Consider the following 22,307-nt stretch of genomic DNA (forward strand, 5'->3'; position numbering starts at 1 on the left):
GTCGCGACGAGTGCCTCGAGCAGTTCCTGCTGCACGCCGGGCAGGCCGAGATTCGCGCGCGAGGCGCCCTCCCCGATGAACTCGCAATCCTCGCCGAGCATGGCGATGACGAGATCACTCGCCGCGGCCGCGCGGAACGCGGCCTCCTTGTCCGCGAATTCGGTGCCGCAGTTCCTTGTGAAGGCCGGCTCGTAGACGACCTCGACCCCGGCCTGGACGCGCTCCTTCAACGCGTCGGGCAAGGACTGGATGGCGCGCCGTCCGAGCCCGGCCGGATCGGTCCAGACCCGCTCGGCCTCCGGCACGGCCATGGCGCCGATCACCGCAAGCCGCTTGACGGAAGACGCAACAGGCAGGGTTTCGTTGGCGTTCTTGAGCAGGATGATGCCTTCGCGCGCCACGCGCAGTGCGACCTCGCGCGCCTCCTGCGTCTGCATCAGAGCCGGGGCAGCGGCCGGGTCGACATCGGGCCGCTCGAACAGGCCCAGGTGGAATTTGACGCGCAACACGCGGCGCACCGCCTCGTCGAGCATCTTCACCGAGACCCGACCAGCCTTCACCTCGGCCGCCAGGTGCTTGTCATAGACGTCACCCATCATGTCCATGTCGATGCCGGCCAGCAGCGCCTTGCGCGCAGCCTCGGCATCGTCCTTGGCAATGCCATGCAGTCTGAGTTCGGTGATCGAGCCGAAATCCGAGACAACGAAACCCTTGAATCCCCAGTTCTGGCGCAGCAGCCCGGTCAGCAGCCCGCCATGCGCGGTGGTCGGGACGCCGTTCAGCGCATTGAACGCCGCCATAGCGGTCATCGAACCAGCCTCGAACGAGGCCTTGAATGGCGGCAGGTAGAGATCAAAGAGCTGGCTGGTCGGGATCCAGGTCGAGTTGTAGTCACGCCCGGCTTCGCCCGCACCGTAACCGACGAAATGCTTGACGGTCGTCGCCACGCCGCCGCGCTGATAGCCATGCGTGCGCGCTGCAGCGACAATGGAGCCGAAATAGGCGTCTTCCCCCGCCCCCTCGAGGACGCGGCCCCAACGCGGATCACGCGAGATGTCGACCATCGGCGCGAAGGTCCATTGGATGCCGGCGGCGCGCGCTTCACGCCCCGTCCAATAGGCCGCCTCCTCGATCAGCTCCGGGTTCCAGGTCGAAGCCTGACCTAGCGGAAGCGGAAAATAGGTCGAGAAGCCGTGGACGGCGTCGAGACCGATGATCAGCGGGATCTTCAGCCGGGACTCGCGCGCAGCTTTCTGGACATCCGCAACCTCCTGCGGCACGACGAAGTTCATCACCCCGCCCATCCGGCCTTCGCGGATGCGTGCGGCATTGAACCCCTCGCCACGACCCGAGAGATGCAGCTGACCGACCTTCTCGTCGAGCGTCATCGTCTTGAGCAACGCCTCGATGCGCGTCTCGATGAGCTTCGCCTCGCGCCCGGTTTTCCAGGCAACGGTGTCCTGTGCCGGCGCGGCATGGGCAAGGAGCGTCAGGCAGAGCGCAGCGGCGAGCCGCAGAATCATGAGTAAATCTCGCAGGGTGGCGGTAGGGATGATCCGGCCCTACAGGATCAACCGGCGTGGCTCAACCGTTGCATCGTCGCGCCCGACGACCAAAGCCCTTTCAACCCAGCCGGATATCCATCATGAGCGACGCGGCGACCTCAGCCCCACCGACCGAGCGCCATCGTTTCTACGAAGACGTCTTCGCCATGCTGCTCGGCACATTGCTCGTCAGCATCGGCATCAGCCTCTACAGCAAGGCGACCCTGCTCACGAGCGGGGCGGCAGGGCTGGCATTGCTGTTCCAGCTTGCCACCGGGATCAATTTCGGCCTGCTCTTCTTCGCCATCAACCTCCCATTCTATTGGCTCGCGGTCCGTCGCATGGGCTGGCGCTTCGCGTTACGGACCTTCATCGCGGTCGGGCTCGTCTCGCTCTTCACCTGGTTCACGCCCGGCTGGATGGCGATCGCAACCGTGGACCCGGTTTATGCCGCGGTCGCCGGCGGCAGCCTGATCGGTCTTGGTGTGCTTGCGCTGTTTCGCCATCGCACCGGGCTGGGTGGCGTCAACATTCTCGCACTCTACCTGCAGGAGAAGCACGATATCCGCGCCGGCTGGTTTCAGCTTGGCATCGATGCGCTGATCCTCATCTGTGCACTCTTCATGCTGCCGCTGGAGAAAGTGCTGATTTCGCTGCTGGGAGCTGCCGTGCTCAACCTGATCCTGGCAGTCAATCATAAGCCCGGCCGGTATAGCGGGGTCACGTAGCGGGCGGTTGCCTGCGGCAGGGTTCCATGCGACCGAGCGGTCAGGAGCGAAAATGCGGAGCCAGCCGACATGTCCCAGCCCTTGACCATCGAAGACCTGCGCATCCTGGCCCAGCGCCGGGTGCCGCGCATGTTCTACGACTACGCCGATTCCGGCGCCTGGACCGAGGGCACCTATCGCGCCAACGAGGCCGACTTCGCCGCCATCAAGCTGCGCCAGCGCGTCGCCGTCAACATGACCAACCGCACGCTGGCGACCACGCTGGCCGGCCAGGCCGCCACGATGCCGGTTGCACTCGCCCCGACCGGCCTCACCGGAATGCAGCACGCCGACGGCGAAATCCTCGCCGCCCGCGCTGCAGCCAAGGCCGGCGTCCCCTTCACGCTCTCGACCATGAGCATCTGCTCGATCGAGGATGTCGCCGAGAACACCGACGCACCGTTCTGGTTCCAGCTCTACGTGATGAAGGACCGCGACTTCATCATTCGCCTGATCGATCGTGCCAAGGCGGCGCAGTGCTCGGCCCTGGTCCTGACGCTCGACCTCCAGATCCTCGGCCAGCGCCACAAGGATATCCGCAACGGGCTCTCCGCCCCGCCGAAGCCGACGATCGCCAATCTGATCAACCTCGCGACCAAGCCGCGCTGGTGCCTTGGCATGCTCGGCACCAAGCGCCGCAGCTTTGGAAACATCGTCGGCCACGCCAAGGGCGTCGGCGATCTCTCATCGCTCTCCTCCTGGACGGCCGAACAGTTCGATCCCGCGCTGAGCTGGGACGATGTGAAGTGGATCAAGGATCGCTGGGGCGGCAAACTGATCCTGAAGGGTATTCTCGATCCGGAGGATGCCGAGCTCGCTGCCAGGAGCGGTGCCGACGCTCTGATCGTCTCGAACCATGGCGGCCGCCAGCTCGACGGCGCCGTCTCTTCGATCGCGGCGCTGCCGGGCATCGTCGAGCAGGTCGGCGGCCGCATGGAAGTCCTGATGGATGGCGGCATCCGCTCCGGACAGGATGTGATCAAGGCGGTGGCGCTCGGCGCCCGCGGCGTGATGATCGGCCGCGCCTTCCTTTACGGCCTCGGTGCCATGGGCGAGGAAGGCGTGACCCGCTGCCTCGACATCATCCGCAAGGAGCTCGACGTCACCATGGCGCTCTGCGGCCTGCGCGACATCCAGCAGGTCGACGGGAACATCCTGGTGAAAGGCAAGGCCTGAGCCTCGTCCGCATCGGCGGCCCCAATGGAAAGGCCCGCGCCCCCATTCAGGAGCGCGGGCCTTTTGTCTTCGAGGTTCAGAAGATCAGCGCGAGAACTTCTTGTTCTCGCGCTAGTCTTTGAGGTCGCAGGCTAATTTCCGCAATTCAGATAAAAACACTTTATAATCAATGTCTGAATGTTCGTTCCCATTCGTGTTTGTGGATATTAATGTTCCCGGTGTGGATGAGTTTTGGGTGAGTTCGGAGGAGCCATGCCGGCGACAAAAATCACCAAAAGCGCATTGAGCCGACTGGGGGTCGGCGTTTGGTGGGACGAGGAGATGTCCGGCTTCGCCGTACAGGTCTACAAGACCGGCGGGGCGTCGTTCCTCGTGCGCTACAGGCTCGCCGGTGAACGGAAGCAGCGGCAGGTCGTGCTGGGCAGTGATAAGCAGCTTGGCGTGGCGGAGGCGCGCGAAAAAGCCCGCGCCTTCATCAACGCAGCGAAGGACGGACGCGACCTTAAGATCGAAGCCCGGGACCGGGCCGCGGAACTGACGCGCCGCTCGACGGAAGAAGCGAAGCGCATCACCGCCGCCGAAGCCGTCGAGCGGTTTATCGCCTGGTTCGAACGGACGCCGTCGCGCCGTGGCGGGCAGCTTCCAGCCGCGAGCAGCATCGCGGCCACGAAGCGCTGGCTCTCGCGGTTCGGCGGTATGCATGGAGCGAAGAAGCTGGCGGATGTCACCAGGGCCAACGTCGAGGCTGTTCTCGACGCCACGCCGCTCCTGAGCCGCCGGAACTCGTACGGAGCAATCGGCCGCTTGATCCGGTGGGCGATGTCGGCAGGGCATGTCGACCAGGACATGACATCGCTGATCACGCCGCCGTCGCGGGGCAAGGCGCGGGATAATACGCCCACGCCGCAAGAGGTCCGCGCGATCATGGACGCTGCCGACGAATTCGTCGCCGAGGGCGATTGGCCCGCGGTGTTGCGCGATTTCGTGTGGCTTCTGGCGTTAACGGCACAGCGGCGGTCTGAGGTCGCGTCACTTCAATGGCAGGACGTGGATTTTGACACCGGCGTGTGGGCGCAGCCGCCCGTCAACAAGAGCCGCCGTCCGCACAAGGTGCCGCTGGGTCCGATGGCTGCAAAGGTGTTGCGCGACCGCTGGGAGACGCAGGGCAAGCCGACGAAGGGGATCGTGTTGCGTGGTGTAAGAGGCGGCGATCGCGTTGACCGGAACAACCTTATGGGCGACTTGCGCGAGCGTACCGGAATTGCCTTTGTCTTCCACGATTTCAGGCGATCAGCCGTGTCCGCCATGGCCGAACATGGCATCGACTTCGCGACCGCGGATGCCTTGTTAAACCATGCAGCTTCTGCGTCGAAAGGTGGCCTGACGGCTGTGTATCAGCGCGCCGAGTTGATGGGGCCGAAGCGGCGCGCCGTAGAGCTATGGGAAGTGCAGCTCGCGGGCAATTCGACGGTCATTCCATTGAGGAGGCCGGCGTAATGGACATTATCGAAGAACTGCTGGCGGACTTCGCCGCGATCATGATGCCTGTGCCTGTGCCACTTCGCGGGCGCGGGAGGCCGCGCAAGGTAGGTTACGGCCGTCACAGCGAACGGGATTGGTATCTCGCGCGCTTGGTTGGGGGTGGGATGGCGGCCCGGCTGAAATACAATGTCGCATTGCGCGTGGCGGGGCTCGAGTGCGGCGTCAGTCCGGACGTCGCCCGTCGCGCCTATGCTGGCGAGGGCAAGTGCCGCGAGTTCGCCATGCGCAACGTTGGATATCGCCTGGCAGGAATTCAGCTCAACGCAAGTCCGGTCGTGCGCCGCGCATTTGCAGAGCAGCCCGACGCAAACGAGTTCGACGCGGTGCCGGAGCCGGTCGAAACGATGGTACTGATCATCGCCAAGCACCGGCATACATAGCTGCGTTACTCCACGAGGTGACGCCCTCTTTAAGCTATTATTTTGCCAGTGACGCCGCGCGCGTCGTGCTTAGATTGGGTGTCCTCCCCATCAACGGAGGACCTCCAATGGCCAAGATCGCGAAGGACCCGGGGAACTACGACCCCCTCACCCACGGTCCGCTTCTTACTCCAGCCGAAGCCAAAAACCGCCTGCGGGAAGAGCACGCCGTCGAGTTGTCGCTCGCGCGCCTGGCAGATCTGCGTTCGATCGGCAGCGGGCCGGCGTTCATCAAACCGGTCGGCGCGCGGGGCGTGCGCTATCCGCAGACGATCCTTGACGGTTGGGCGCAGGACCGCAACCGCCGCCCCCTGCTCACCATCACGCCGACCAACCGCGTCCTCTTTCCGAACGAGGCCACGTGATGAGCGAAACCCTCAGCGCCACCTGAAAACCAAATCGCCCGCTTGGGGGCGTCGGCAACTACCACGACATGGGTCCGCGATTGCCTCGTACGCGCCGCCGACCAGGGCGACGTCGACCGCAAGTTCTCCAGCTCAAAGGCTGTCCGATGGACATCTCTCAGTTTCCGGACGCCATTCGCAATTCTGGTGAGGCGAAGCGCGTTGCCGACGAGCACGCGAAAGGTTCCGGCGGGTCGGGCAAAATATCGTTGGAGGCAAATCCGACGGCGCCTGAAACCGCTCACGTCAGTCCGCCGTCGTTTCTGGAACCTGACTTCGACCAGATCCCGGACGAACTGAAGGCGCGGCGCCAGTGGATCAACTGGGCGGCCGAATGGAACGGAACAAAGTTTGCGAAAGTCCCGCGTCAGGCTGTCAATAGCGGCCAGTATGGGGCCTCGACGACCAAGCCCGGGCACTGGCGTACCTTCAGCGAAGCTGTCGAGACGTACCGCCGCAGCAAGGTCGCCGGCGGGGACATCACCGGGATTGGCTTCGTGTTCAACGGTGAACCGGACGCGGACGGCTTCACGCTTTGCGGCTTCGACTGGGACCGGATGACGGACGAGGCGCGAGAACAGGTCGCCCAGCTCAACAGCTATTCCGAGAAAAGTGTCAGCGGACGCGGGGTGCACACCATCGCAATGGCCAGCAACTTCGGTCCATCGGTGGTGCTTAAAGATGATCGGCTCACCATCGAGATCTACTGCCGCGATCGTTATTTCGCCTTCACGGGCCATCGCCTTCACGGCTCGCCAGCCACCATCGAAACGCGGCCGGATGAGGTCGCGAAGATTGTCGCCGACGCGCGCCGCCGCAATGGTACTGCCCGGGAGAGGGGCAGAGGGGCCGCTGTCGGTGCGGGGGGCGGCTCCGGAGCGGATAAGGCGACCGCCGACTTCGACCCCGACGAGGTCCGCACATGTGGGTTGTGGGTCGCGAGGCACCAGAGCGCGCCGTGGGGGGAAGGAGGTTATCTCAGCGGGAAATGGTTCGAGTTCCTGGCCGGCATGGCCCATTGGGCATTTGTGAAGTCGGATCTCGAGCCCGAGATCCGCAAAATCCTTGTCGAGATCGTCGAGGCGACGGGTTACCGCGACCTGCCGAAGAACTTGGAGCGGTTCGAGGACTTCATCGATGACACCCGCGACAAGATCGCCGCAGGGCGGCCGGTTGCGACCCTGCGGACTTTCTTTGACTTCGCCAACGGGCTCGCCGAGCGCGACGGTGCGAACTGGAGGCATGTTGTTGACCCCTTTGCCGCGCTCGGTCCGGTGCCGAGCTTCCTGTTGGAGTGGCAGAAAAAGAACGGCCAGGTGAACAACGACGAGTTGTCAGCCGGTATCGAAACACCCCCGCCCGACTTTGACGACCTTTGGACTGAGAAGATCCGCTCCGCTCTGGCAGCGATCCCGGATGGCCTCGTACAACCGGCCAATCCAACCTGGGCGAAGGTCGTCCGGGCTCTCGTGAACGAGAGCATGGCGAACCCTGAGCACCGCCAGCGCCTATATGGTTTGCTCGACGACCGCGTCGCTCGCGTCGATGGGTACAACCGGGAGGAGCATGATCGTCGCGTCGCGCGATACGAACGCGAATACGGAACCAGGGATAAGCCGGTCTCAATCAAGACCCTCTATTACACAGCCCGCTCGGCTGGCTGGCGGTGGACGGCGGATGATCCCGCCTACGTTGCGCCTGAGCCCTCGAAGCAGGCTCGCGTGGGGGTTGACTGGGACTACTCGACCCAGCCTATCCTCTACAAGCCCGCCCAGAAGCTGGCGATGTTCGAGCACATCACCGAGGCGGTGCTGGCCTGCCCTTATATGTTCAAGAGCGGCAATGTGATGGGCTGGATCAGCTTTGGCGACCCTCCCGTAAACACCGCAAAGGTTTCGAAGCTGACCCGGCTTCCGACGACCGACTGGCCGGCACGGATGCCGTCGTTGATGCCTGCCAACGCCCTGCACGTCGCGATCTGCGCCGACAAAATCGACTGGCGCAAGATCGCGGATGATAAAACCGGCAACACGCTGCTGGTGCCGATGCACCTTCCGCGCGGCGTGTCAGCCGACTACTTGGCGTCAAGTTTCGCCACGGCGAAGGCGCTTGTGGGAATTAGCACGCTGCCGCGCATCGATGAGCGTGGGGAGATCGTCGGAGGGTGCGGGTACGACACCTTCACGGCTGTTTATCACGCTCAGGTGCCCGACGTCCCCGACGTGCCCGACTTGGTGTCGCGGCGGGAGGCGCAGCGCGCCGCAGTGAGGCTCTTGAAGGCATTCCGCCTCTATCGGTTCCCAAACCGGCGGAAGGCCATGCGGGCGATCCTGGCCTTCATCATCTCGGCAGCGCGCCGTCCCTTTCTCGCCACATGCCCCGGCTTCGCCGTGGTGTCGACGACGAGCGGGTCAGGGAAGGGCGAGCTGATCAGGGCCGTGGCCGAACTGGTTATTGGCATGAAGCCGGTCATGAGCACCTACGGCCACGACGAGGCCGAATTCATCAAGCGCCTCGACACCCTGATGCTGCGCCAGCCGGCGATGCTGTGCGTGGACAATATGAACGACACCGAGTTGAAGGGCGGAAACCTGGAGCAGTACATCACCGAACGCACCGCCGTCGTTCGTGAGTTCGGATCGAACACGAAGTCGAACGAGATCAACAATTCCTCTCTGCTCTGCTTCACCGGCAACAACCTCGTCATCGTCGGGGATACGGCACGGCGCATCATCAAGATCGAAGTGCTGGCGGCCGGCAAGGACCCGGAGCTGATCAAGTTCGATTATACGCCCGCCGGCTATGTCCGCGAGCATCGAGCCAACTTGCTCGCGGACCTGTTCACTATGCTGCGCGGATACAGGCAAGCGGGTTGCCCCAAGCCGAACCACCTCGCCGAGGTCGGGAGCTTCGGCGACTGGACGCGTGAGGTGCGCGATCTGATCTATTGGCTGACCCGCACAACCCGGGCGAACGGCAAGCCTATCGCTTACGACATTGCTGAGAGCTTCATCGACAACAAGTTGCATGACCCGCGCCGACAGGAGGACGAGCGGCTGATGCGGGCTCTCATGAGGCACTTCGCTCGCAGAGGCTTTAAGGCTGCTGAAGTTGCGGACCTGATAGGCACTGTGGAGGCCGAAAAGCGCAAGGCCGGATCGATGAAGGCCGCCGCGTCGACAAACAGTTTGTCTGTCGAGCAGGTCGAAGTCTACGAAGCGGCGACGGCCATCTGGCCTCGAGACCCCTCGTCAAAGATGATCGCGAAGTGGTCAGCCCGCATGGTGGGCACATATCGCGGCAAACTGACCATGCAGCAGTCGAGACGTGTGGGGCACGACAACGCCAACACCTACGTCGTTCGAGAGGTCGCGCAGTGAACGCCGCGCCCTCAGCGCGAGGTTTGCGAGGTTTGTTTCCGCCGATGCGGTTTCGGTCGATGGAAATTGGCTGTGGCTCCCGTCCTACCTACGTCGTGACCATCCATTACCATCGTGCCCAAGGATGACTGAAACAAACCTCGCAAACCTCGCAAACGTCGCAGTGCCGTTCCACGGACTGCCGCCGACGAGGATCAATCCGCCGCCCGGTCGCCGACAGGTGCTCGGGCGCGGCGGGGACACCCGCTGCCAATGTGTACTACGACGAGGTCGAGCGCTCCGCGAACTCCACCAGGATGTCGACCGCCGAGGCCCGCCGGATCCCCAGCGGCATCGCGCGGTTGCCCGACCTCATGCATGCGGAGCCCAAACGCGGCCAAGTCGATGCAAACGGTGTGATGGCAGGGCAGAGGCAGTCGCCCTTTAGGAGCGCCTTTGCCACTCCCTGGATCGCCAATAGAGCCCCGGAAATTAGATTATGAAATCTCGCATTGGGGTATTGCCAAGCCAGGACGGCCGTCATACAAAGCTCGCGTCGTTGTCCATGGAGACGGGTAATGGCTCTCCTGGAGAAGCAATAGCGACCCGGGATAGAAACAGGCTGCCAGAGCCTTGTCTGGTGCACGGGCCGTCCGAGCGACCCTAGGAAGTCACAGTTCGGACGGCCCAACCCCATATGGAGCTAGTTATGTTTACCACGCATTCTTCGAAGTTCGAAATCGGCGATCTCGGGAACCTCGGCCGCAAGGCCTACCCTTGTCTCGTCAATAACGCTTTCGGCAAGCGCACGGTGCTGCTGAGCATCCCGGTGGATGAGTTCAACGCTCGCTCCATCGTGCCCAATCAGGCCGGCATTTCCCTCGGGGATGACTTGGGCGAAACGCCCTCCCAGCGCCCCATCAACCCCGCTCATGCCCAGGGGCTTGCTCTGTACATGCTCAAGGCGGAGGTCTCCTCCCACATGGAGCGGGCCGCCAATCGTGGGGCAGTCCCCGAGGCGCTGAACCAGATCATGTCGGAGCTCGGGCACGAGAGCTACTATGGGCTCGCCCCCATCGTGGCGAACATGCAGCCCCGCAACAATGCAAAGGTCGATTTGAAGGATGGGTGGCCGCACCTCTTCTGCGACGACGTGGAGATCTTCCGCGTCATCGACGGCCAGCATCGCCGTGAGGGCCGCGACATCCTGATGAAGTGGCTCAAGTCGGTGATCGAGACCGGTCGCTATCCGACCGGACGTCGCACGGGTGCTGCCCTGTATGTGCCGACGGGTGGACGGATCGAGATCACACCGGACGAACGGCGGATGTGGGGCGAGATCCACCAGCATGTCTTGCGCAGCGGCTTCGAGATCTCGTTGCATATCGATCTGACGACAGAACAGGAGCGCCAGCTCTTTTACGTGCTCAACAACCTTGTCCGGCCGGTCGAGAGCAGCATGGCTTTTGACTTCGACGAGAGCAACCCCGTGAACCAGTTCATCAAGGGGGTGCTGATCGGCGAGCTCAAGCTCCGGATCGTGCCGAAGGATGTAGCTTCGCGGGACGAAGGCGAGCTCGCGCTCAAGGATCTTGTCGCCATCAATGCGATCCTGATCCTCAACAAGACCAACGTTCGCTCGGCCACGCCGCCCATCGTGGAGGCTCGCAAGCGTGTTGCGCGGGACTTCTGGGCCAAGGTCGTCCAGATCCCGGGCTTCGGCGAGACTGGCGCAAAGAAGAAGACGGTCGCAGCCCAGCCCGTTGTGCTGAAGGCTCTGGCCAAGCTCGTCTACGACTTCATCTTCGCACAGGACGACGAGGCTCACCTCGACGAGCTCCTGGAGGCAATGGCGGACCCGAACGTGCTCGACCTGCGCCACGAGAACAAGCTCTGGCGCGCGTACGAACTCGCTCCGGCCGATCGCGAGAAGATGTTTCCGGGGATCTCCGCGTACCTCCCTCCGGAGGGCACGGGCAACCGTGACATCGGCGGGTTCGATACGACGACGGGCGTGATGAACTTCGGCGCAAAGCACAACGACATCTTCCCCGTGCTCGGTGACCTCATCCGCTGGCAGCTGAAGCTCCCGGCACGCCAGCATCGTACCAAGGCGGCGGAAGGCGCAGCGGCTATGGCCAACGCCGCCTAGTATCGCCAAGTTACAAGAGCTCCGCCCCCACCAGGGCGGGGCTTTTCGTTTCATGCGACCAACCAGCCGGTCCGGAGCCCGTGCGCAGCCGTTGCCGCCATGACGTACGCGCGGCAGCCAGCTGCTCGGCGAGGCTGACGCAATCCGCGAGCGCCTTGTCGGCCCGGGCCTTCTAGGGCAGGAACTCGCTCGGGCCGCGCCACCTGTGCAGGAACCACCGAATGTGAAGTTCTCGACCGGGTCGGGCTTCTCGTCTCCAAGGCGGGGCACATTCTGACCAACGCCCATGTCGTGAAGGACTGCACAGCCATCACGGCGAGGCCAGACGGCGCCGTCGCGGTAGCGGCCCCGGAACTTCACCCTGGGCAACCTCACGGCGCTGGCCGGGCTCCGGGATGACAGCCGGTATCTTCAAATCTCGGCCCCTGTTCAGTCGCGCAACTCGGGAGGGCCGCTGGTGGACGGGTCGGGAAATGTCGTGGGAGTAGTCACCGCGAAGCTCGACGCGATCAAGATAGCGGAAGCTCAGGGCGACCTTCCCCAGAACGTCAACTTCGCGGTCAAGGCATCACTCGCCACGAGTTTTCTCGACGCGAACCAGATCACTTATGATGTCGGGGCGCTGGGCGAGAAGCTCGCCCCCGCAGACCTGGCGGACCGTGCGAAAAAGTCGAGCGCTTTCATCAATTGCCGATAGCTCAATCCTTTCGGCCGCGGATAGCCTCGTCTATGGCCTTCGCACATTCCGCCTGGTCATAGCGTCACACCGAGCACGCGACCGTTTCAATGCCCATCCCAGGCCATGATATTGAAATCAAATAAGAATTTAAATTGATGTCCCATGGGGTTTTTATCTGTTGACAAATAATCCCCCATGGGACATTTTCCTCAGGTCAACCTGACACGCTTCGCCTTAGCCGGGAAAGAGCGTGGCCAATAACAGAGGAAATCCAAATGTACCCTAAGAATGGCGATCTGCCGACCCCCCTCCATCAAGATCTGGACACCCTCGATGCCCTCGCCGACGCAGGTGATGTCAACGAGACCCCTTTCAACGTGTTCATCGGGCACAACCTAGGACATCGGGTTTTCACGCTCGCGATCCCGTTCCGCAAATTCTACGACATTTCCGATGTCGCCAATGACCGTGAACTTGGTCCTGTTGCCCAGCGCCCCCTGGATGCCGCTCACGCCAAGAAGTTGGCGGTGTACATGGTAAAAGGCTTGGTTTCGGCTGCGAAAATGCGTCGGGCCGCCGGTGGCAAAGAAGTGCGGCCAGCGTTCGATGAAATCCTGCGGATGCTGGGCGATCAGCCTTATTTTTCGATCCAGCCGCTAGTGTGCAACGTGCGCAACGTGCCTCCCGGCGCAACTGGCCCTAACGGCATCCGTGGCATGCGCCTCGAAACCAAAACGGGAGAAACCGCCTCGTTCAGGGTGTTTTTATCTGAGCGACATGTGTTGTGGGTCATCGATGGCCAGCATCGCCGGCATGCCGCTGACATGGCGCTGACCTTCCTCGACGCTGTGCGCCAAACTGGGCGTTACCCCGGCAAAGGTGCGGTGCTATTTGCAGATAAGGGCCGACCGATCACCGAAGAGGAGATGACGGTCTGGAACGAAGCTTGGGATGCTGCACGTTCTTACGCGACGCTTAGCGTCGAGGTTCACCTCGGCCTAACCATTGAGCAGGAACGCCAACTTTTCCACGACCTCAATCGTCTGGGTAAGAAGGTGGACGCTTCTCTGGCGCTCCACTTCGACAGTTCGAACCCCATCACTCACTTCATCAAACGCACCCTCGCTGGCGACCTGGGAATGCACCTTTCGGATACGGAGGCGAAGGACTGGTCTGAAGACACCGGTTCGCTAATGCTAAAAGATGTCGTGGCGATCAATGCCATTGCCTTTTTGAATAAGGGCAACATTGCAGGTGCCACGCCGGCGGTCGTTGAGCCGCGCGAGCCAACTGTGTTTGATCTATGGAGCCGCATCGTCGAAATCCCGAACTTTGGCGCAGATCGCGCGAAGGAGAAGACATTGGCTGCGCAACCGGTCGCGCTGAAGGCTTTGGCGAAAATCGCTTATGACTTGAACTTCAGCAACCGCAAGCCGACGAACAGTGAAGAATTGTGGGGTAAGTTCTTGGACAAAATCCCAGAGATCGACTTCACGCACCAGAACCCAATGTGGCGCTACTACGAAATGTCTGGAGATGAGCGCGAAGCAGCCAACTTGAACAGCCTTGCCAGCTACCTACCCGAAGAAACCGGGATGAACCGCGACATCGGCGGCTTCCAGAATGGCTTCATGCGCTTTGGGGCGAAGCATAACGATATCTACCCTGTCTTGTCCGACATGATCCGTTGGCACTGCGATTTGCCAAGCCGCCGCGAGGCCTAATTGCCGTCCCATCCACGCTGCGTTCCCCTCCGGCCGTAACTGGCCGGGGGCTTTCAGCCAGATGCGCGTTGTTCGAATTTTGGGGTCCATCCACAGGCCACTGGTGGGGTCAACCTAGAGAGACGCCCTCCACAACCACCTGAAATACTTGCCATTTTTTTCAATTCCACGGAAGTGGCGCGACCTACGCCGGGAGGACACAAAATCGCGCATAGCGCTCGTCGTGTCCGCCAGCATCACCCTCATGCCGCTGCCGTCGAAATGCCCCGAGCTCAATCCGGTCGAAAACGTCCGGCAGTTCATGCGCGACAACTGGCTCTCGAACCGCATCTTCAAATCCTAACGGGGACATCCTCGACCTTGCTGCTTCGCCTGGAACCGCCTCGCCGACCAGCCATGGCTCACCATGTCCATCGCACGACGAATATGGGCCAATCCGTCATGATCAATGGGATTTGGTCTTACAACGCCATCTGGACGGGGACGGGCGGCTATTACCTCTTCCGCGATGCGCTCCCCTAAGGGCAGGCCCCTTGCCCGGCCGCGCCATTAGTTCAGCCCCGCCTTGTTTGACTTCGCAGCGAGCATCACTGAGACGCCGCCGCCTGAGCCCGACGATGACCAGCCGCCGTTGGATGAGCTGTGGTGGGACGTGCGATGACTTCGACGACGCAGAAACAGGATCAGACGTCTGAACGCGAAATCCACGAGCCAGATATCCGCAAAACCACCCGTCACGGTTTTGGCGGACTTGCCGGACATTCCTTTGTTCCCGATTTTCTCGTTGTAGTTCCCGTGTGGTCACGCAGATTTTGAGCGGATTGAGGAACCCCCGAGGTTTCTGCTGGTCTCCAGCTAACTTGCGGAACGCGCGCTCGCGGGCCGGCGGCGGTCACCCAGTCGGCACGCATAAGGATCACATCGAACGCGAGACCGAGCCGATGAAGAGCCTGTCGGCAGGGCGGAAAGGGCGGACGGCGGTTGGCCCACCAATGGAACTATCTGGACACGCYTCAGATTGTCGGAATGTCGGGCGGCGCTATAGCAAGACAAATGATCGAAGAGGGACGCGCGGCGGGGTAATCATGCGTTGGGAGTTGCGGTCTGTTCCACCGGATGAAGTCGAAGCCTGCAAGTTGGCGCTCCAATCGTGGCAGGAGCCCGGCGCGTTCTGCCAAACGTCGACGTCGCTAAGGCAACGTCTGGGGCGGGAGGAGTTATTCAACATCCCGGCGCTAGCTTTCCTGCTGGAAGCTTGGATGCTGGCCGCTTCGCGACGCTGTCCGATGCCGAGAGTGTTCGACTGGGGGACGACCGCTTCCCTGATGGGTTCGTGCGAATGGGCAGGCGGGTAATCGAGGTGGAGGTGACGGAAGCAATCATGCCCGACCGGCGCAGGGGATTGGAGTTCCTGCCGGGCACACCCCAGATCGAGGAAGACCCGTTTGAGGAGTGGACCCGACGCCTCAACGCCCTGCCGGCTGTGCTGGCGAAGACAGTCCTAAAGAAGGCGAACAAGTCTTATGCCGGCCGCCCGGTGCTTGTGGTTTATCTCAACATAACGGCTTACGGGCACCGCGAGGCGGAGATGATCGTGGCAATCGAGGCCGTGCTGTTGCAGTTCGCGGGACGCTTCGGGGGACTTCACGTCCTCTGGCAGGGACGGCTTCACAGCTCTCTCCCTGCTCACCCTATCGGGGAGCCGGCGAAGGGGCCGTAGGGGGGCCGACCCACACACCGGCAAATACCCTTCCAACTCTCCGGCCGGGCTTTGATAGTCACCCTTGCCGTAGGCAAATGATTGGGGATCGAATGAGGGGCTTTGCAGCTCAGAGGGCGCGGCGATCCGGCGATGGTCGGCCGAGGGACGACATCCTTCGGCTTTTGGACGGGAGTGAAGGCGCTGCTTGGGCGGGGGCCTGGCAAGGGGCTGTGCATTGGAAGCGAGGGCCGACGCGTCCTCAGGCTAGGCCCAGCGGATCYTGCGTCAGATGTCAGTGCAGAACGAGAACCTGTCAAACGGGGATGTAACACACTTCCCTTGACGAGTGATGCGCGCCAAGCTAAGGGAGATGTACCACATTCCCCTTCTAGGACGGCCGTAATGACTGACATCATCAAAGTGTGCGTCCGCATTCCCCCAGGGCGCCAGCAGGACCTGCTTGATCTTGCCTCCCAATGGCGTTCCGAGGCTGCGCCACGCGCCCCGGGCTGGGATGCAAAAGCAATCCGCGATATAGCTAAAGAGCACTACGGCAGCTTCGGCGTTATGTTCGAAACGCTCGGGTGGCCGGAGCGCGGTACGAAAATGATGCCTGCCGTGCAGGCTCGCGTTCGAAAGACCTACGGCTCGGTCGAAGCGTTCGTCGCCGCGCATGTTAACCGTGCGCCCGGAGTATAGGGCTAGTCGTTCACAGGCCGGCGCAGTTGCGGACGGGTGGCACAGCGTGACAGCTATCCTCGCTGGAGGATTAGCTTCTGCAGAACGGGGCACAGGCCACACATTCAGTTTAAACCTTCACCCGTACGCATCCAACTAGCCACTCCGCCATGGCGCGAGCAAGTTCCGCTTCGGCTGGCCGAGTAGCTCACCGTTCCGTCCCGGCATCGGGCGGTCGGAGCCTTGTCTGGAACATCAATGCCCGGCCGCGGCCGGGGCGCGCAGACCCCGTAAGCATTCATATATCCAGGAACTTGAGGGGAATAGCTACAGTATTGCTCGCTGCGAGCTACGGCTCCCGTTATAGAAAATAACGCAACGCACAAGATCACGCCGCCGAACAGCAAGTCAGGCATCAGCCGATGCGTGGCGGTCTATCTCAAGACCCAAAGCGGCGCAGAGTTCGTTGCGAGGGCGAACTGCCCCGCTGGCTTGCTTGAAACCCAGTACAATTCCAAAAAGCCAATCCGTCGAAAATTTCCCCTGCGATCAGATGCCGATACTTCGTGCGCCTCAGGCAACCCGCCGTTGATCGAGCAATTTAAAATACTTTGTCCGAGAGCGGCCAGTCGAATGCGGTGGGACTAAAAGAGAGCGACAATCGCGGGGCGTTGAGGAAGGTTCCTTCCCTCTTGGCGATCTCTCGCGCGCCTGCGCACGGCGCGCGCTGGGGTACGCGCTGGGGTATCAGTAGAACGGCCAGAGGAACGGCAAGTTGCGGTATTTCCAGCCGCCCTCGTTCGGCGTGGTCTCAACCGGCGGGGGCTCGACACGGCCCTCGGCTTCGTCCTGCTTGAGCAGCGCGGCCAGCCAGGCTGCGTCCTCGGCATCCTTCTTCGCCTTGGCTTCGGCCTCGAGGCGCTTGCGCTCAGCTTCATGCTGCTTGCGCTCGGCATCGGTTATGAGGCGATCGACGAATTCGCGCCCGCTGCGCTTCGGTGCGGGTGGCAACGTCAGGAAGAATACTATGATGCTGACGACGCAGCCTGCGAGGCTGAGCAGGATGAACGTCTTCATCGAGACGATGACGACAAACATGGAATTACCTCCGAGGTAGGATGCCGGTTGCCGGGGCCTGGAGGGGGCTACCTCAGCGGATCATCTCAGCCCGCAACCTGGGTCGAGGCTTTCATCATGAGAACGCCGCCGGGATGCCCGTGGCCAATGTGTAATTAATTACGACGAGGTCGAGCGCGGCGCGAACTCCACCAAGATGTCGAAATCAACATCCCACGATGTTCATTGGCTCGGCTGGACCAGCCCTTCGCAGCCGAAAGCGAAAATCCGGCGAATTGCCTCGCATTTGGCGAGGTCGCATCGCCGGCTTCATCGAGTGTGCTGTCAGTACCGACGAACCGACCGGCCGTAGCCGTTACCGACGCCGTTATTATGGTAGTTATAATTGCCATAAGACCCGTAATTGTTGGATCTGGAGCTGTCCGGATTGGTCCGATAGTGCCCCCCGGTGTAGCTCCCATTGCTGTTGAAGTGTGGACTGACGTAGTGGCTGCCGCTGCTCGAACCGGTTCCGTACGAGAAGCCCCGGTAACCCTGTGCGTATACAGTTGACGCCACCAGACACATGGCGGCGCTCAAGATAGCTATCTTCGTCATTGTTTCCCTCCGTGCCAGAGCAACTGTCAGGATGCTGTTTTTGCTGGGATTTCGTAGAATGCTGTTGGTACAGAGCACTCTCAGTCACGTGTGCCCTCAACCGACACATGGGGTGCTTTGGGGAAGCGCGTTTGCTCTCTTCCGCCAAATATTTGTTCTTTTCTGCCTGGGCGAGCTGGACACCCGCAAAAACCCCGTCAGGGATTTGGCGGATCCGCGGGACATTCATTTGGCGCGATGCTCACTCTGACGTGACGAGAAGACACCGGGGGGGCTCCCATCAAGGGCCGCAATGTATTGACGTCAAAGCAGTTTGGATCACTATAGCTTTGGCGCTGCCTTTTTGCAGAGATAGGCAACGTCGCGCTGCCCTTTAACTTTCAAAACAGCCTGAGCCGTCAACTTGTCAACTCGGAATGACCACAGATCTTTGGCCCCTTGATCACCCGAATAAAAAGCGCCACTGAAATAAATTTCCGTGGAACTATTATAGTGCGACGTTCCGCCACCTGAGTGACCCATTGTCTCCTGCCAGCGCGAAACAACCCGAACTAAATCCGCTGAGCCTGTGGGGGCGGAGAGCCCGATACCATCAGCAGGTGCGCACGGGGTCATGTCCGCGATGAAATCCCCTGAGATGCAACTGATCGTACGATTGAGCATGCGCTTCGAATTGAGTTCCAAGACCACAGGTCGTTTTCCCGGGCTCTCACAAAGGATCATTCCACCAGTCGGCCCCGCGGGAGGAGCAGGACGAGGCTGCAGTGGTTGTCCCTGTGGCGGCGGATTGGCCGGGATTGAAGGGAGCGGCGCAACTGGCGTCGCGATCATGTTGGGCGGCGTGGTCGGCCCGGGCTCTGCAATCCGTTTGGGCTGGTCGTAGGCATCGGAAGCCGTGACCTCGATCCCTAGTTTCTCGGCCGCAGCAGCAGAAAGCCACGTCATCTCCGCCGGCGCCGCCTGCGTGATGTAAATCACCGCTCCGGTTGATAATCCGAGGTTCGCTAGATACGCACCCATCACCGCGTTCCCGACGCCGCTCTCGGATGCTTGCCCGTCCGCCACCCTGTACGCTGCGTGGAACCCGATCTGGGCATTCGTTCCCATATACCTTTGGTTTCCGCCGAGCCAAGCGAGAGCGCAAGCGGACGCGCAGCGCACACCGGCCGGTACGACTGACCAGAAATTCTTGAGCCTGATCGACTTCCCGATCTCCAGCCCGGCGTTGAGCGATCCGCCATCGCTGCTGAAAGAAACGACTGCCTTTTGGACGAAGCCTGCCTTGCGCTTGAATTGATCCGCGTCGCTCGACTGAAGATCACCCTTGATCGTGATCAACTTCCGGTCGGTGCCAAGCAGGTCCGAGACCTCAATCTCCGCGGCACCAGCGTGTGGCGACGCGACTAGGGATGCAAGCAAGACAATCTTGCGACACACGCACCAAGGGTTCAGCAACTTACTCTCCCAAAATCCAAGACCGAAAGGGCAAATCAGACGGATCGCTTGACGCGTCATAGCTCCTTAGATCCATTCTTCACGGACAACTCTGGCAAGCGCTGGCGGCCCCCGATCCAGGTGCTCATCGATCCCATTCCTGTGACGGCGCACCAATCGGCCTCGGGCGGGGGGCGCTGCCGGCCATCGCCTTGCTGCTCACCGGCGGACACGTCGCTGATTGCATGGCCGGATCGATCCTGCTGCAGCGGAGGCCGGCTGCTCGCATCCTCCATGGCAACAAGGGCTACGACAGCAACGCCATTCGTCGCAGATCGACGAAAACGGCATGACGCCCAACATCCCGCGCACGGGTCAGGGCCCTGGATGAACGCCGGGCGCGCTTCAGTATCGCTTACTGAACTTTCACCACTACGTCAGGCACGKCCCCAAGTGTCGGGCGATGCAGTCCAGGATCGCCACCCTTGAGACACCGGAAGTCTACGTCGAAGCCTCCCCGGTTATCGCCCCACACGTTTGTACCAATTACCATCAGCTCTCGCTTCTGCTGGGCGCAGTACGATTGAGCTTGTGTGAGGGCGGCCCGGCGAGCTTCGGTAGGTCCGCCGGCGATGGGCGCTCGGCCCACCGAGATTTGATATGTGTCTGGACCAATCGGTAGAACCCCGCTGTTCACAGACACGCACCCCGCCATCGCGGCGGAAATGACAATTAACGTAAGAAACTTCGAATTTAGCATCGGTGCCCCCCTCACTGCTCAATTATGCGCATCACCAAGAACCGTCGCATACGAGTACGCATTCAGCAAATGCCACCTCGGGCTTCATGCAACACCCAATCACGGTGTCCACGAAACCGGCAGCAGGCCACATCTGCTGTACCGGCTTTTCGGCGTCTCTATCGCGATTTCCCACTCGGACAACTCCTGGTCAGGTCCATGCCGCCGCCGATACTCGCGCGGCCCGGCGTGGTGTCGAACGGTGCCGCACAACACCCCCGACCGATCGGCACGCGAACACGGCAAGCGCCAACGCCATCACGAGGTCGTCGTGCTGGCCAGATGAGGCGGCGTAAGCCGACGTGCCGCTGGCGCGGACGGTCTGTTCCATCCCCAGCAATTCGGCCTGGAGCGCTTCCCAGTCGCCGACCTTAGCCAGTCGCAAGGACTTATTCGTCAGTTCGGCCGCCACGTTCTGCACGAGCTCGCTCTTGGACAGCGTCCACCGCGGCACGGCGCTTCTGAGCCCGCCGAGCGAAATCGCCATCGGTGTCGGCTGGGCGGCGTGACCCAACGCCGAGGTAATCGCTCCAGCGACGATGTAGTTCGCGGCAGGTGCCGGGAGCCGCTGCGCCAGCATCCCGACGAATGCGCTGTTGTTGCTGGCATCGACGATCACCTTCGCCTGGTGCAGTCGCGCGGCGGCTGCAACCTCCTCGGCGACGTCCCCGAGCGGATACCCAAGAGGGAACTGCTTGATGTCGATGACGCCGATCGCGGACCCAGCTTGTGGCCACACGCCAGCGACAACAAAGGCTGAATGGTCCTGCATCAGCCCGACGTCGACGGCGATCCACATCGTCGATGCCGCCGAGCGCGACCAGGTCGCGGGGTTCGCTTCGCTGTAGGTCACGGGAAGACCTTTCCGAACACGCTGCCGACAAAGACGACGGGATCCTCTTCAATCTGCGGCGTCGGCCCGAAGCCGCCTCCAAAGGCCGCTGCGATGGCGTCCGCGTCGAAAAAGCGCGCCTCGAGACTGTCAAACTGGTTCTCATATTCGCGCGCGAACGTGCTCGCCGACATGGCGCGGCGTTCCTTCTCGAGGTCGGCGGCGCTGATGTGGCGGCAGTCGGCGACCTTCGCCTCGATCTTGATCCAGTCGTGCGGGTCTCCTTCCGTCCAGACACGATAGAAGAAGCCCATTTTCGCCCACGCCGTGGACAAGAGGATGAGCCGGGCCACTGACGAGTGCCGGATCAGCATCGGGCGGGCGGCGTCATAGAGCGCGTCGGAGACGCGGGCGGCTTCGTCGATCACGAGTTCGCCGTCGATGCTCAGACCACGGATGGCCGCATCATCTGCGCCAGGGAGACCGAGACACCGAGACCCGTTCTGCACCTCCACCGAGAACGCATTGTCGACGTCCAGCTTCTCGCCGCCGTCGATGAGACGACCGCGCAAACGCCTGATCAGTTCCGCGCTTTGGCGCTGCGTTGGCGCGAGAATAAGACTTGTGGAACCGGGACGCCGCCAAGCCATCGTGTGGGCCAGGCCGACCGACGCGGCAGAGGTCTTGCCCGCTTGTCGGTGAGTGAGGGCGATGACGCGGCTGCCGGCAGGAGCGTCCGTCATCCTGCGCTGCCACGGGTCGAGATCGAGACCGAGTTCACGGCGGGACCACGTCGACGGCGACAGCGTGTTGAGCGCCCGCCTGGCCGCCTCGCGGGCGAGATCACTCACCATCGACCACGCGCTCCAGGCGCGTCAGTGTCTTCGTCGTTGCCGTTGGGCCGATTGCGCCAAGCAGTTCCCGCACGACGCTGCCCACGTCGATGCTCACATTGTTCTGGATCGCCACGGTCGCACCACCGTTGCCGAGGTGGCCGGCCAGTTGCGCCTGCGCCGTGACGACGCCGCGCAGCTCCTTCAAGCCCATGATAGCTGTCGCCGTGCTGCCTTCCGCCTCGCACTTCGCGATAATGCCGTCGAGCCGCTGCCCGATGCTGGAATAGGCTTGGCCGACTTCATCGGCACTGGGCAAGCTCGCCAGAGCGACCGCCGCGTGGGAGGCTTGGCGGACGATGGCCCTGCTCGACCCGATGCCTTTTAAACAGCTTGTCCTGTGACGGAACGTCGAGGTGTTGCTCAGGCCGAACTGGGCCGCGACCCTCTTGGCGGGCACGCCATTGGCCAGCGCCGTGTTGATGGCGACGTTTTGCGGATGGGTGCAGACGGAGCAGGGGCGGGCCATGCGAGGAGCATAGCGCAATCGTTTCGGATCCGGAATGGTCCGTTAATTCGGGAACCGGGC

General features: G+C 62.1%; 19 protein-coding genes and 2 pseudogenes. 13 read left to right on the plus strand and 8 right to left on the minus strand.

What is annotated here, in order from left to right; translation table 11 throughout:
- The coding region (locus AC1D34_RS09980) for a glycoside hydrolase family 3 protein (RefSeq protein WP_476824127.1) at nucleotides 1–1,523 on the minus strand (1,523 nt) is incomplete at its 3' end.
- 122 nt (nucleotides 1,524–1,645) lie between these two features.
- On the opposite strand from AC1D34_RS09980, the gene AC1D34_RS09985 reads away from it, so the two are divergent.
- The 10 genes and pseudogenes from AC1D34_RS09985 to AC1D34_RS10030 form a co-directional block, all read left to right on the plus strand.
- Nucleotides 1,646–2,272 (plus strand): YitT family protein, encoded by a 627-nt coding sequence (locus tag AC1D34_RS09985; protein WP_476768416.1) that lies wholly within the window; start codon nucleotides 1,646–1,648, stop codon nucleotides 2,270–2,272.
- A 69-nt stretch (nucleotides 2,273–2,341) separates the two neighbouring features.
- On the plus strand, nucleotides 2,342–3,487 hold the full coding sequence (locus tag AC1D34_RS09990; protein ID WP_441489339.1) for an alpha-hydroxy acid oxidase: 1,146 nt from the start codon (nucleotides 2,342–2,344) through the stop codon (nucleotides 3,485–3,487).
- A 252-nt stretch (nucleotides 3,488–3,739) separates the two neighbouring features.
- Nucleotides 3,740–4,984, plus strand: a complete 1,245-nt coding sequence (locus AC1D34_RS09995) for a tyrosine-type recombinase/integrase (protein WP_476824128.1) — start codon at nucleotides 3,740–3,742, stop codon at nucleotides 4,982–4,984.
- A complete protein-coding gene (locus AC1D34_RS10000; RefSeq protein ID WP_476824129.1) occupies nucleotides 4,984–5,409 on the plus strand; it encodes a hypothetical protein in 426 nt (141 codons plus the stop codon). Before AC1D34_RS09995 ends, AC1D34_RS10000 begins: the two co-directional genes overlap by 1 nt.
- A 107-nt stretch (nucleotides 5,410–5,516) precedes the next feature.
- A complete protein-coding gene (locus tag AC1D34_RS10005; protein ID WP_476824130.1) occupies nucleotides 5,517–5,813 on the plus strand; it encodes a hypothetical protein in 297 nt (98 codons plus the stop codon).
- Nucleotides 5,814–5,959: 146 nt separating this feature from the next.
- Nucleotides 5,960–9,232, plus strand: a complete 3,273-nt coding sequence (locus tag AC1D34_RS10010) for a hypothetical protein (RefSeq protein ID WP_476824131.1) — start codon at nucleotides 5,960–5,962, stop codon at nucleotides 9,230–9,232.
- 688 nt (nucleotides 9,233–9,920) lie between these two features.
- Nucleotides 9,921–11,363, plus strand: coding sequence for a DNA sulfur modification protein DndB (locus AC1D34_RS10015; RefSeq protein WP_476824132.1), 1,443 nt, complete (start codon nucleotides 9,921–9,923; stop codon nucleotides 11,361–11,363).
- Between the two features lie 361 nt (nucleotides 11,364–11,724).
- The gene (locus AC1D34_RS10020; RefSeq protein WP_476824148.1) at nucleotides 11,725–12,060 is read left to right on the plus strand and encodes a hypothetical protein; all 336 of its coding nucleotides are present in this window, start codon (nucleotides 11,725–11,727) and stop codon (nucleotides 12,058–12,060) included.
- A 257-nt stretch (nucleotides 12,061–12,317) separates the two neighbouring features.
- Nucleotides 12,318–13,766 (plus strand): DNA sulfur modification protein DndB, encoded by a 1,449-nt coding sequence (locus tag AC1D34_RS10025; protein ID WP_476824133.1) that lies wholly within the window; start codon nucleotides 12,318–12,320, stop codon nucleotides 13,764–13,766.
- Between the two features lie 217 nt (nucleotides 13,767–13,983).
- A pseudogene (locus tag AC1D34_RS10030) lies at nucleotides 13,984–14,211 on the plus strand (transposase); the annotation flags it as partial.
- Between the two features lie 104 nt (nucleotides 14,212–14,315).
- Here AC1D34_RS10030 and AC1D34_RS10035 read toward each other — a convergent pair.
- Nucleotides 14,316–14,528: a hypothetical protein gene (locus tag AC1D34_RS10035; RefSeq protein WP_476824134.1), complete on the minus strand. Its 213-nt coding sequence runs from the start codon at nucleotides 14,526–14,528 to the stop codon at nucleotides 14,316–14,318.
- A 493-nt stretch (nucleotides 14,529–15,021) separates the two neighbouring features.
- Between AC1D34_RS10035 and AC1D34_RS10040 the strand changes: the two genes are divergently transcribed.
- Together AC1D34_RS10040 and AC1D34_RS10045 are read left to right on the plus strand one after the other, a co-directional pair.
- A complete protein-coding gene (locus tag AC1D34_RS10040) occupies nucleotides 15,022–15,486 on the plus strand; it encodes a hypothetical protein (RefSeq protein ID WP_476824135.1) in 465 nt (154 codons plus the stop codon).
- A gap of 384 nt (nucleotides 15,487–15,870) precedes the next feature.
- Nucleotides 15,871–16,167, plus strand: coding sequence for a hypothetical protein (locus AC1D34_RS10045; protein WP_476824136.1), 297 nt, complete (start codon nucleotides 15,871–15,873; stop codon nucleotides 16,165–16,167).
- 104 nt (nucleotides 16,168–16,271) lie between these two features.
- Here AC1D34_RS10045 and AC1D34_RS10050 read toward each other — a convergent pair whose 3' ends face one another.
- The 3 genes from AC1D34_RS10050 to AC1D34_RS10060 form a co-directional block, all read right to left on the minus strand.
- Nucleotides 16,272–16,562 carry a DUF3761 domain-containing protein gene (locus AC1D34_RS10050; protein ID WP_476824137.1) on the minus strand — a complete coding sequence of 97 codons (291 nt, stop codon included), beginning with the start codon at nucleotides 16,560–16,562 and terminating at the stop codon, nucleotides 16,272–16,274.
- Nucleotides 16,563–16,893: 331 nt separating this feature from the next.
- A complete protein-coding gene (locus AC1D34_RS10055; RefSeq protein ID WP_476824138.1) occupies nucleotides 16,894–17,244 on the minus strand; it encodes a hypothetical protein in 351 nt (116 codons plus the stop codon).
- Between the two features lie 897 nt (nucleotides 17,245–18,141).
- Nucleotides 18,142–19,335 carry a COG3904 family protein gene (locus AC1D34_RS10060; RefSeq protein WP_476824139.1) on the minus strand — a complete coding sequence of 398 codons (1,194 nt, stop codon included), beginning with the start codon at nucleotides 19,333–19,335 and terminating at the stop codon, nucleotides 18,142–18,144.
- Between the two features lie 48 nt (nucleotides 19,336–19,383).
- Between AC1D34_RS10060 and AC1D34_RS10065 the strand changes: the two are divergent.
- Nucleotides 19,384–19,621 (plus strand): annotated as a pseudogene (locus AC1D34_RS10065) (IS5/IS1182 family transposase); the annotation flags it as partial.
- 583 nt (nucleotides 19,622–20,204) lie between these two features.
- Here AC1D34_RS10065 and AC1D34_RS10070 read toward each other — a convergent pair.
- From AC1D34_RS10070 to AC1D34_RS10080, 3 genes are read right to left on the minus strand one after another with little or no spacing between them, the layout of a single operon-like run.
- Nucleotides 20,205–20,906, minus strand: a complete 702-nt coding sequence (locus tag AC1D34_RS10070; RefSeq protein ID WP_476824140.1) for a hypothetical protein — start codon at nucleotides 20,904–20,906, stop codon at nucleotides 20,205–20,207.
- Complete coding sequence (locus AC1D34_RS10075) at nucleotides 20,903–21,739, minus strand: hypothetical protein (protein ID WP_476824141.1); 837 nt, start codon at nucleotides 21,737–21,739, stop codon at nucleotides 20,903–20,905. The genes AC1D34_RS10070 and AC1D34_RS10075 overlap by 4 nt, the downstream gene beginning before the upstream one ends.
- A complete protein-coding gene (locus tag AC1D34_RS10080; protein ID WP_476824142.1) occupies nucleotides 21,729–22,247 on the minus strand; it encodes a hypothetical protein in 519 nt (172 codons plus the stop codon). The genes AC1D34_RS10075 and AC1D34_RS10080 overlap by 11 nt, the downstream gene beginning before the upstream one ends.
- Between the last annotated feature and the right edge of the window lie 60 nt (nucleotides 22,248–22,307).

The sequence above is a fragment of the Allobosea sp. P1_A7 genome (genome assembly GCF_056406775.1).

What these genes read in the sequence shown, in the direction of transcription:
- AC1D34_RS09985 (WP_476768416.1), top strand. Translation starts at nt 1,646, where the DNA reads ATGAGCGACGCGGCGACCTCAGCCCCACCGACCGAGCGCCATCGTTTC.
- AC1D34_RS09990 (WP_441489339.1), top strand. Translation starts at nt 2,342, where the DNA reads ATGTCCCAGCCCTTGACCATCGAAGACCTGCGCATCCTGGCCCAGCGC.
- AC1D34_RS09995 (WP_476824128.1), top strand. Translation starts at nt 3,740, where the DNA reads ATGCCGGCGACAAAAATCACCAAAAGCGCATTGAGCCGACTGGGGGTC.
- AC1D34_RS10000 (WP_476824129.1), top strand. Translation starts at nt 4,984, where the DNA reads ATGGACATTATCGAAGAACTGCTGGCGGACTTCGCCGCGATCATGATG.
- AC1D34_RS10005 (WP_476824130.1), top strand. Translation starts at nt 5,517, where the DNA reads ATGGCCAAGATCGCGAAGGACCCGGGGAACTACGACCCCCTCACCCAC.
- AC1D34_RS10010 (WP_476824131.1), top strand. Translation starts at nt 5,960, where the DNA reads ATGGACATCTCTCAGTTTCCGGACGCCATTCGCAATTCTGGTGAGGCG.
- AC1D34_RS10015 (WP_476824132.1), top strand. Translation starts at nt 9,921, where the DNA reads ATGTTTACCACGCATTCTTCGAAGTTCGAAATCGGCGATCTCGGGAAC.
- AC1D34_RS10025 (WP_476824133.1), top strand. Translation starts at nt 12,318, where the DNA reads ATGTACCCTAAGAATGGCGATCTGCCGACCCCCCTCCATCAAGATCTG.
- AC1D34_RS10035 (WP_476824134.1), bottom strand. Translation starts at nt 14,528, where the DNA reads ATGTCCGGCAAGTCCGCCAAAACCGTGACGGGTGGTTTTGCGGATATC.
- AC1D34_RS10045 (WP_476824136.1), top strand. Translation starts at nt 15,871, where the DNA reads ATGACTGACATCATCAAAGTGTGCGTCCGCATTCCCCCAGGGCGCCAG.
- AC1D34_RS10050 (WP_476824137.1), bottom strand. Translation starts at nt 16,562, where the DNA reads ATGCCTGACTTGCTGTTCGGCGGCGTGATCTTGTGCGTTGCGTTATTT.
- AC1D34_RS10055 (WP_476824138.1), bottom strand. Translation starts at nt 17,244, where the DNA reads ATGTTTGTCGTCATCGTCTCGATGAAGACGTTCATCCTGCTCAGCCTC.
- AC1D34_RS10060 (WP_476824139.1), bottom strand. Translation starts at nt 19,335, where the DNA reads ATGACGCGTCAAGCGATCCGTCTGATTTGCCCTTTCGGTCTTGGATTT.
- AC1D34_RS10075 (WP_476824141.1), bottom strand. Translation starts at nt 21,739, where the DNA reads ATGGTGAGTGATCTCGCCCGCGAGGCGGCCAGGCGGGCGCTCAACACG.
- AC1D34_RS10080 (WP_476824142.1), bottom strand. Translation starts at nt 22,247, where the DNA reads ATGGCCCGCCCCTGCTCCGTCTGCACCCATCCGCAAAACGTCGCCATC.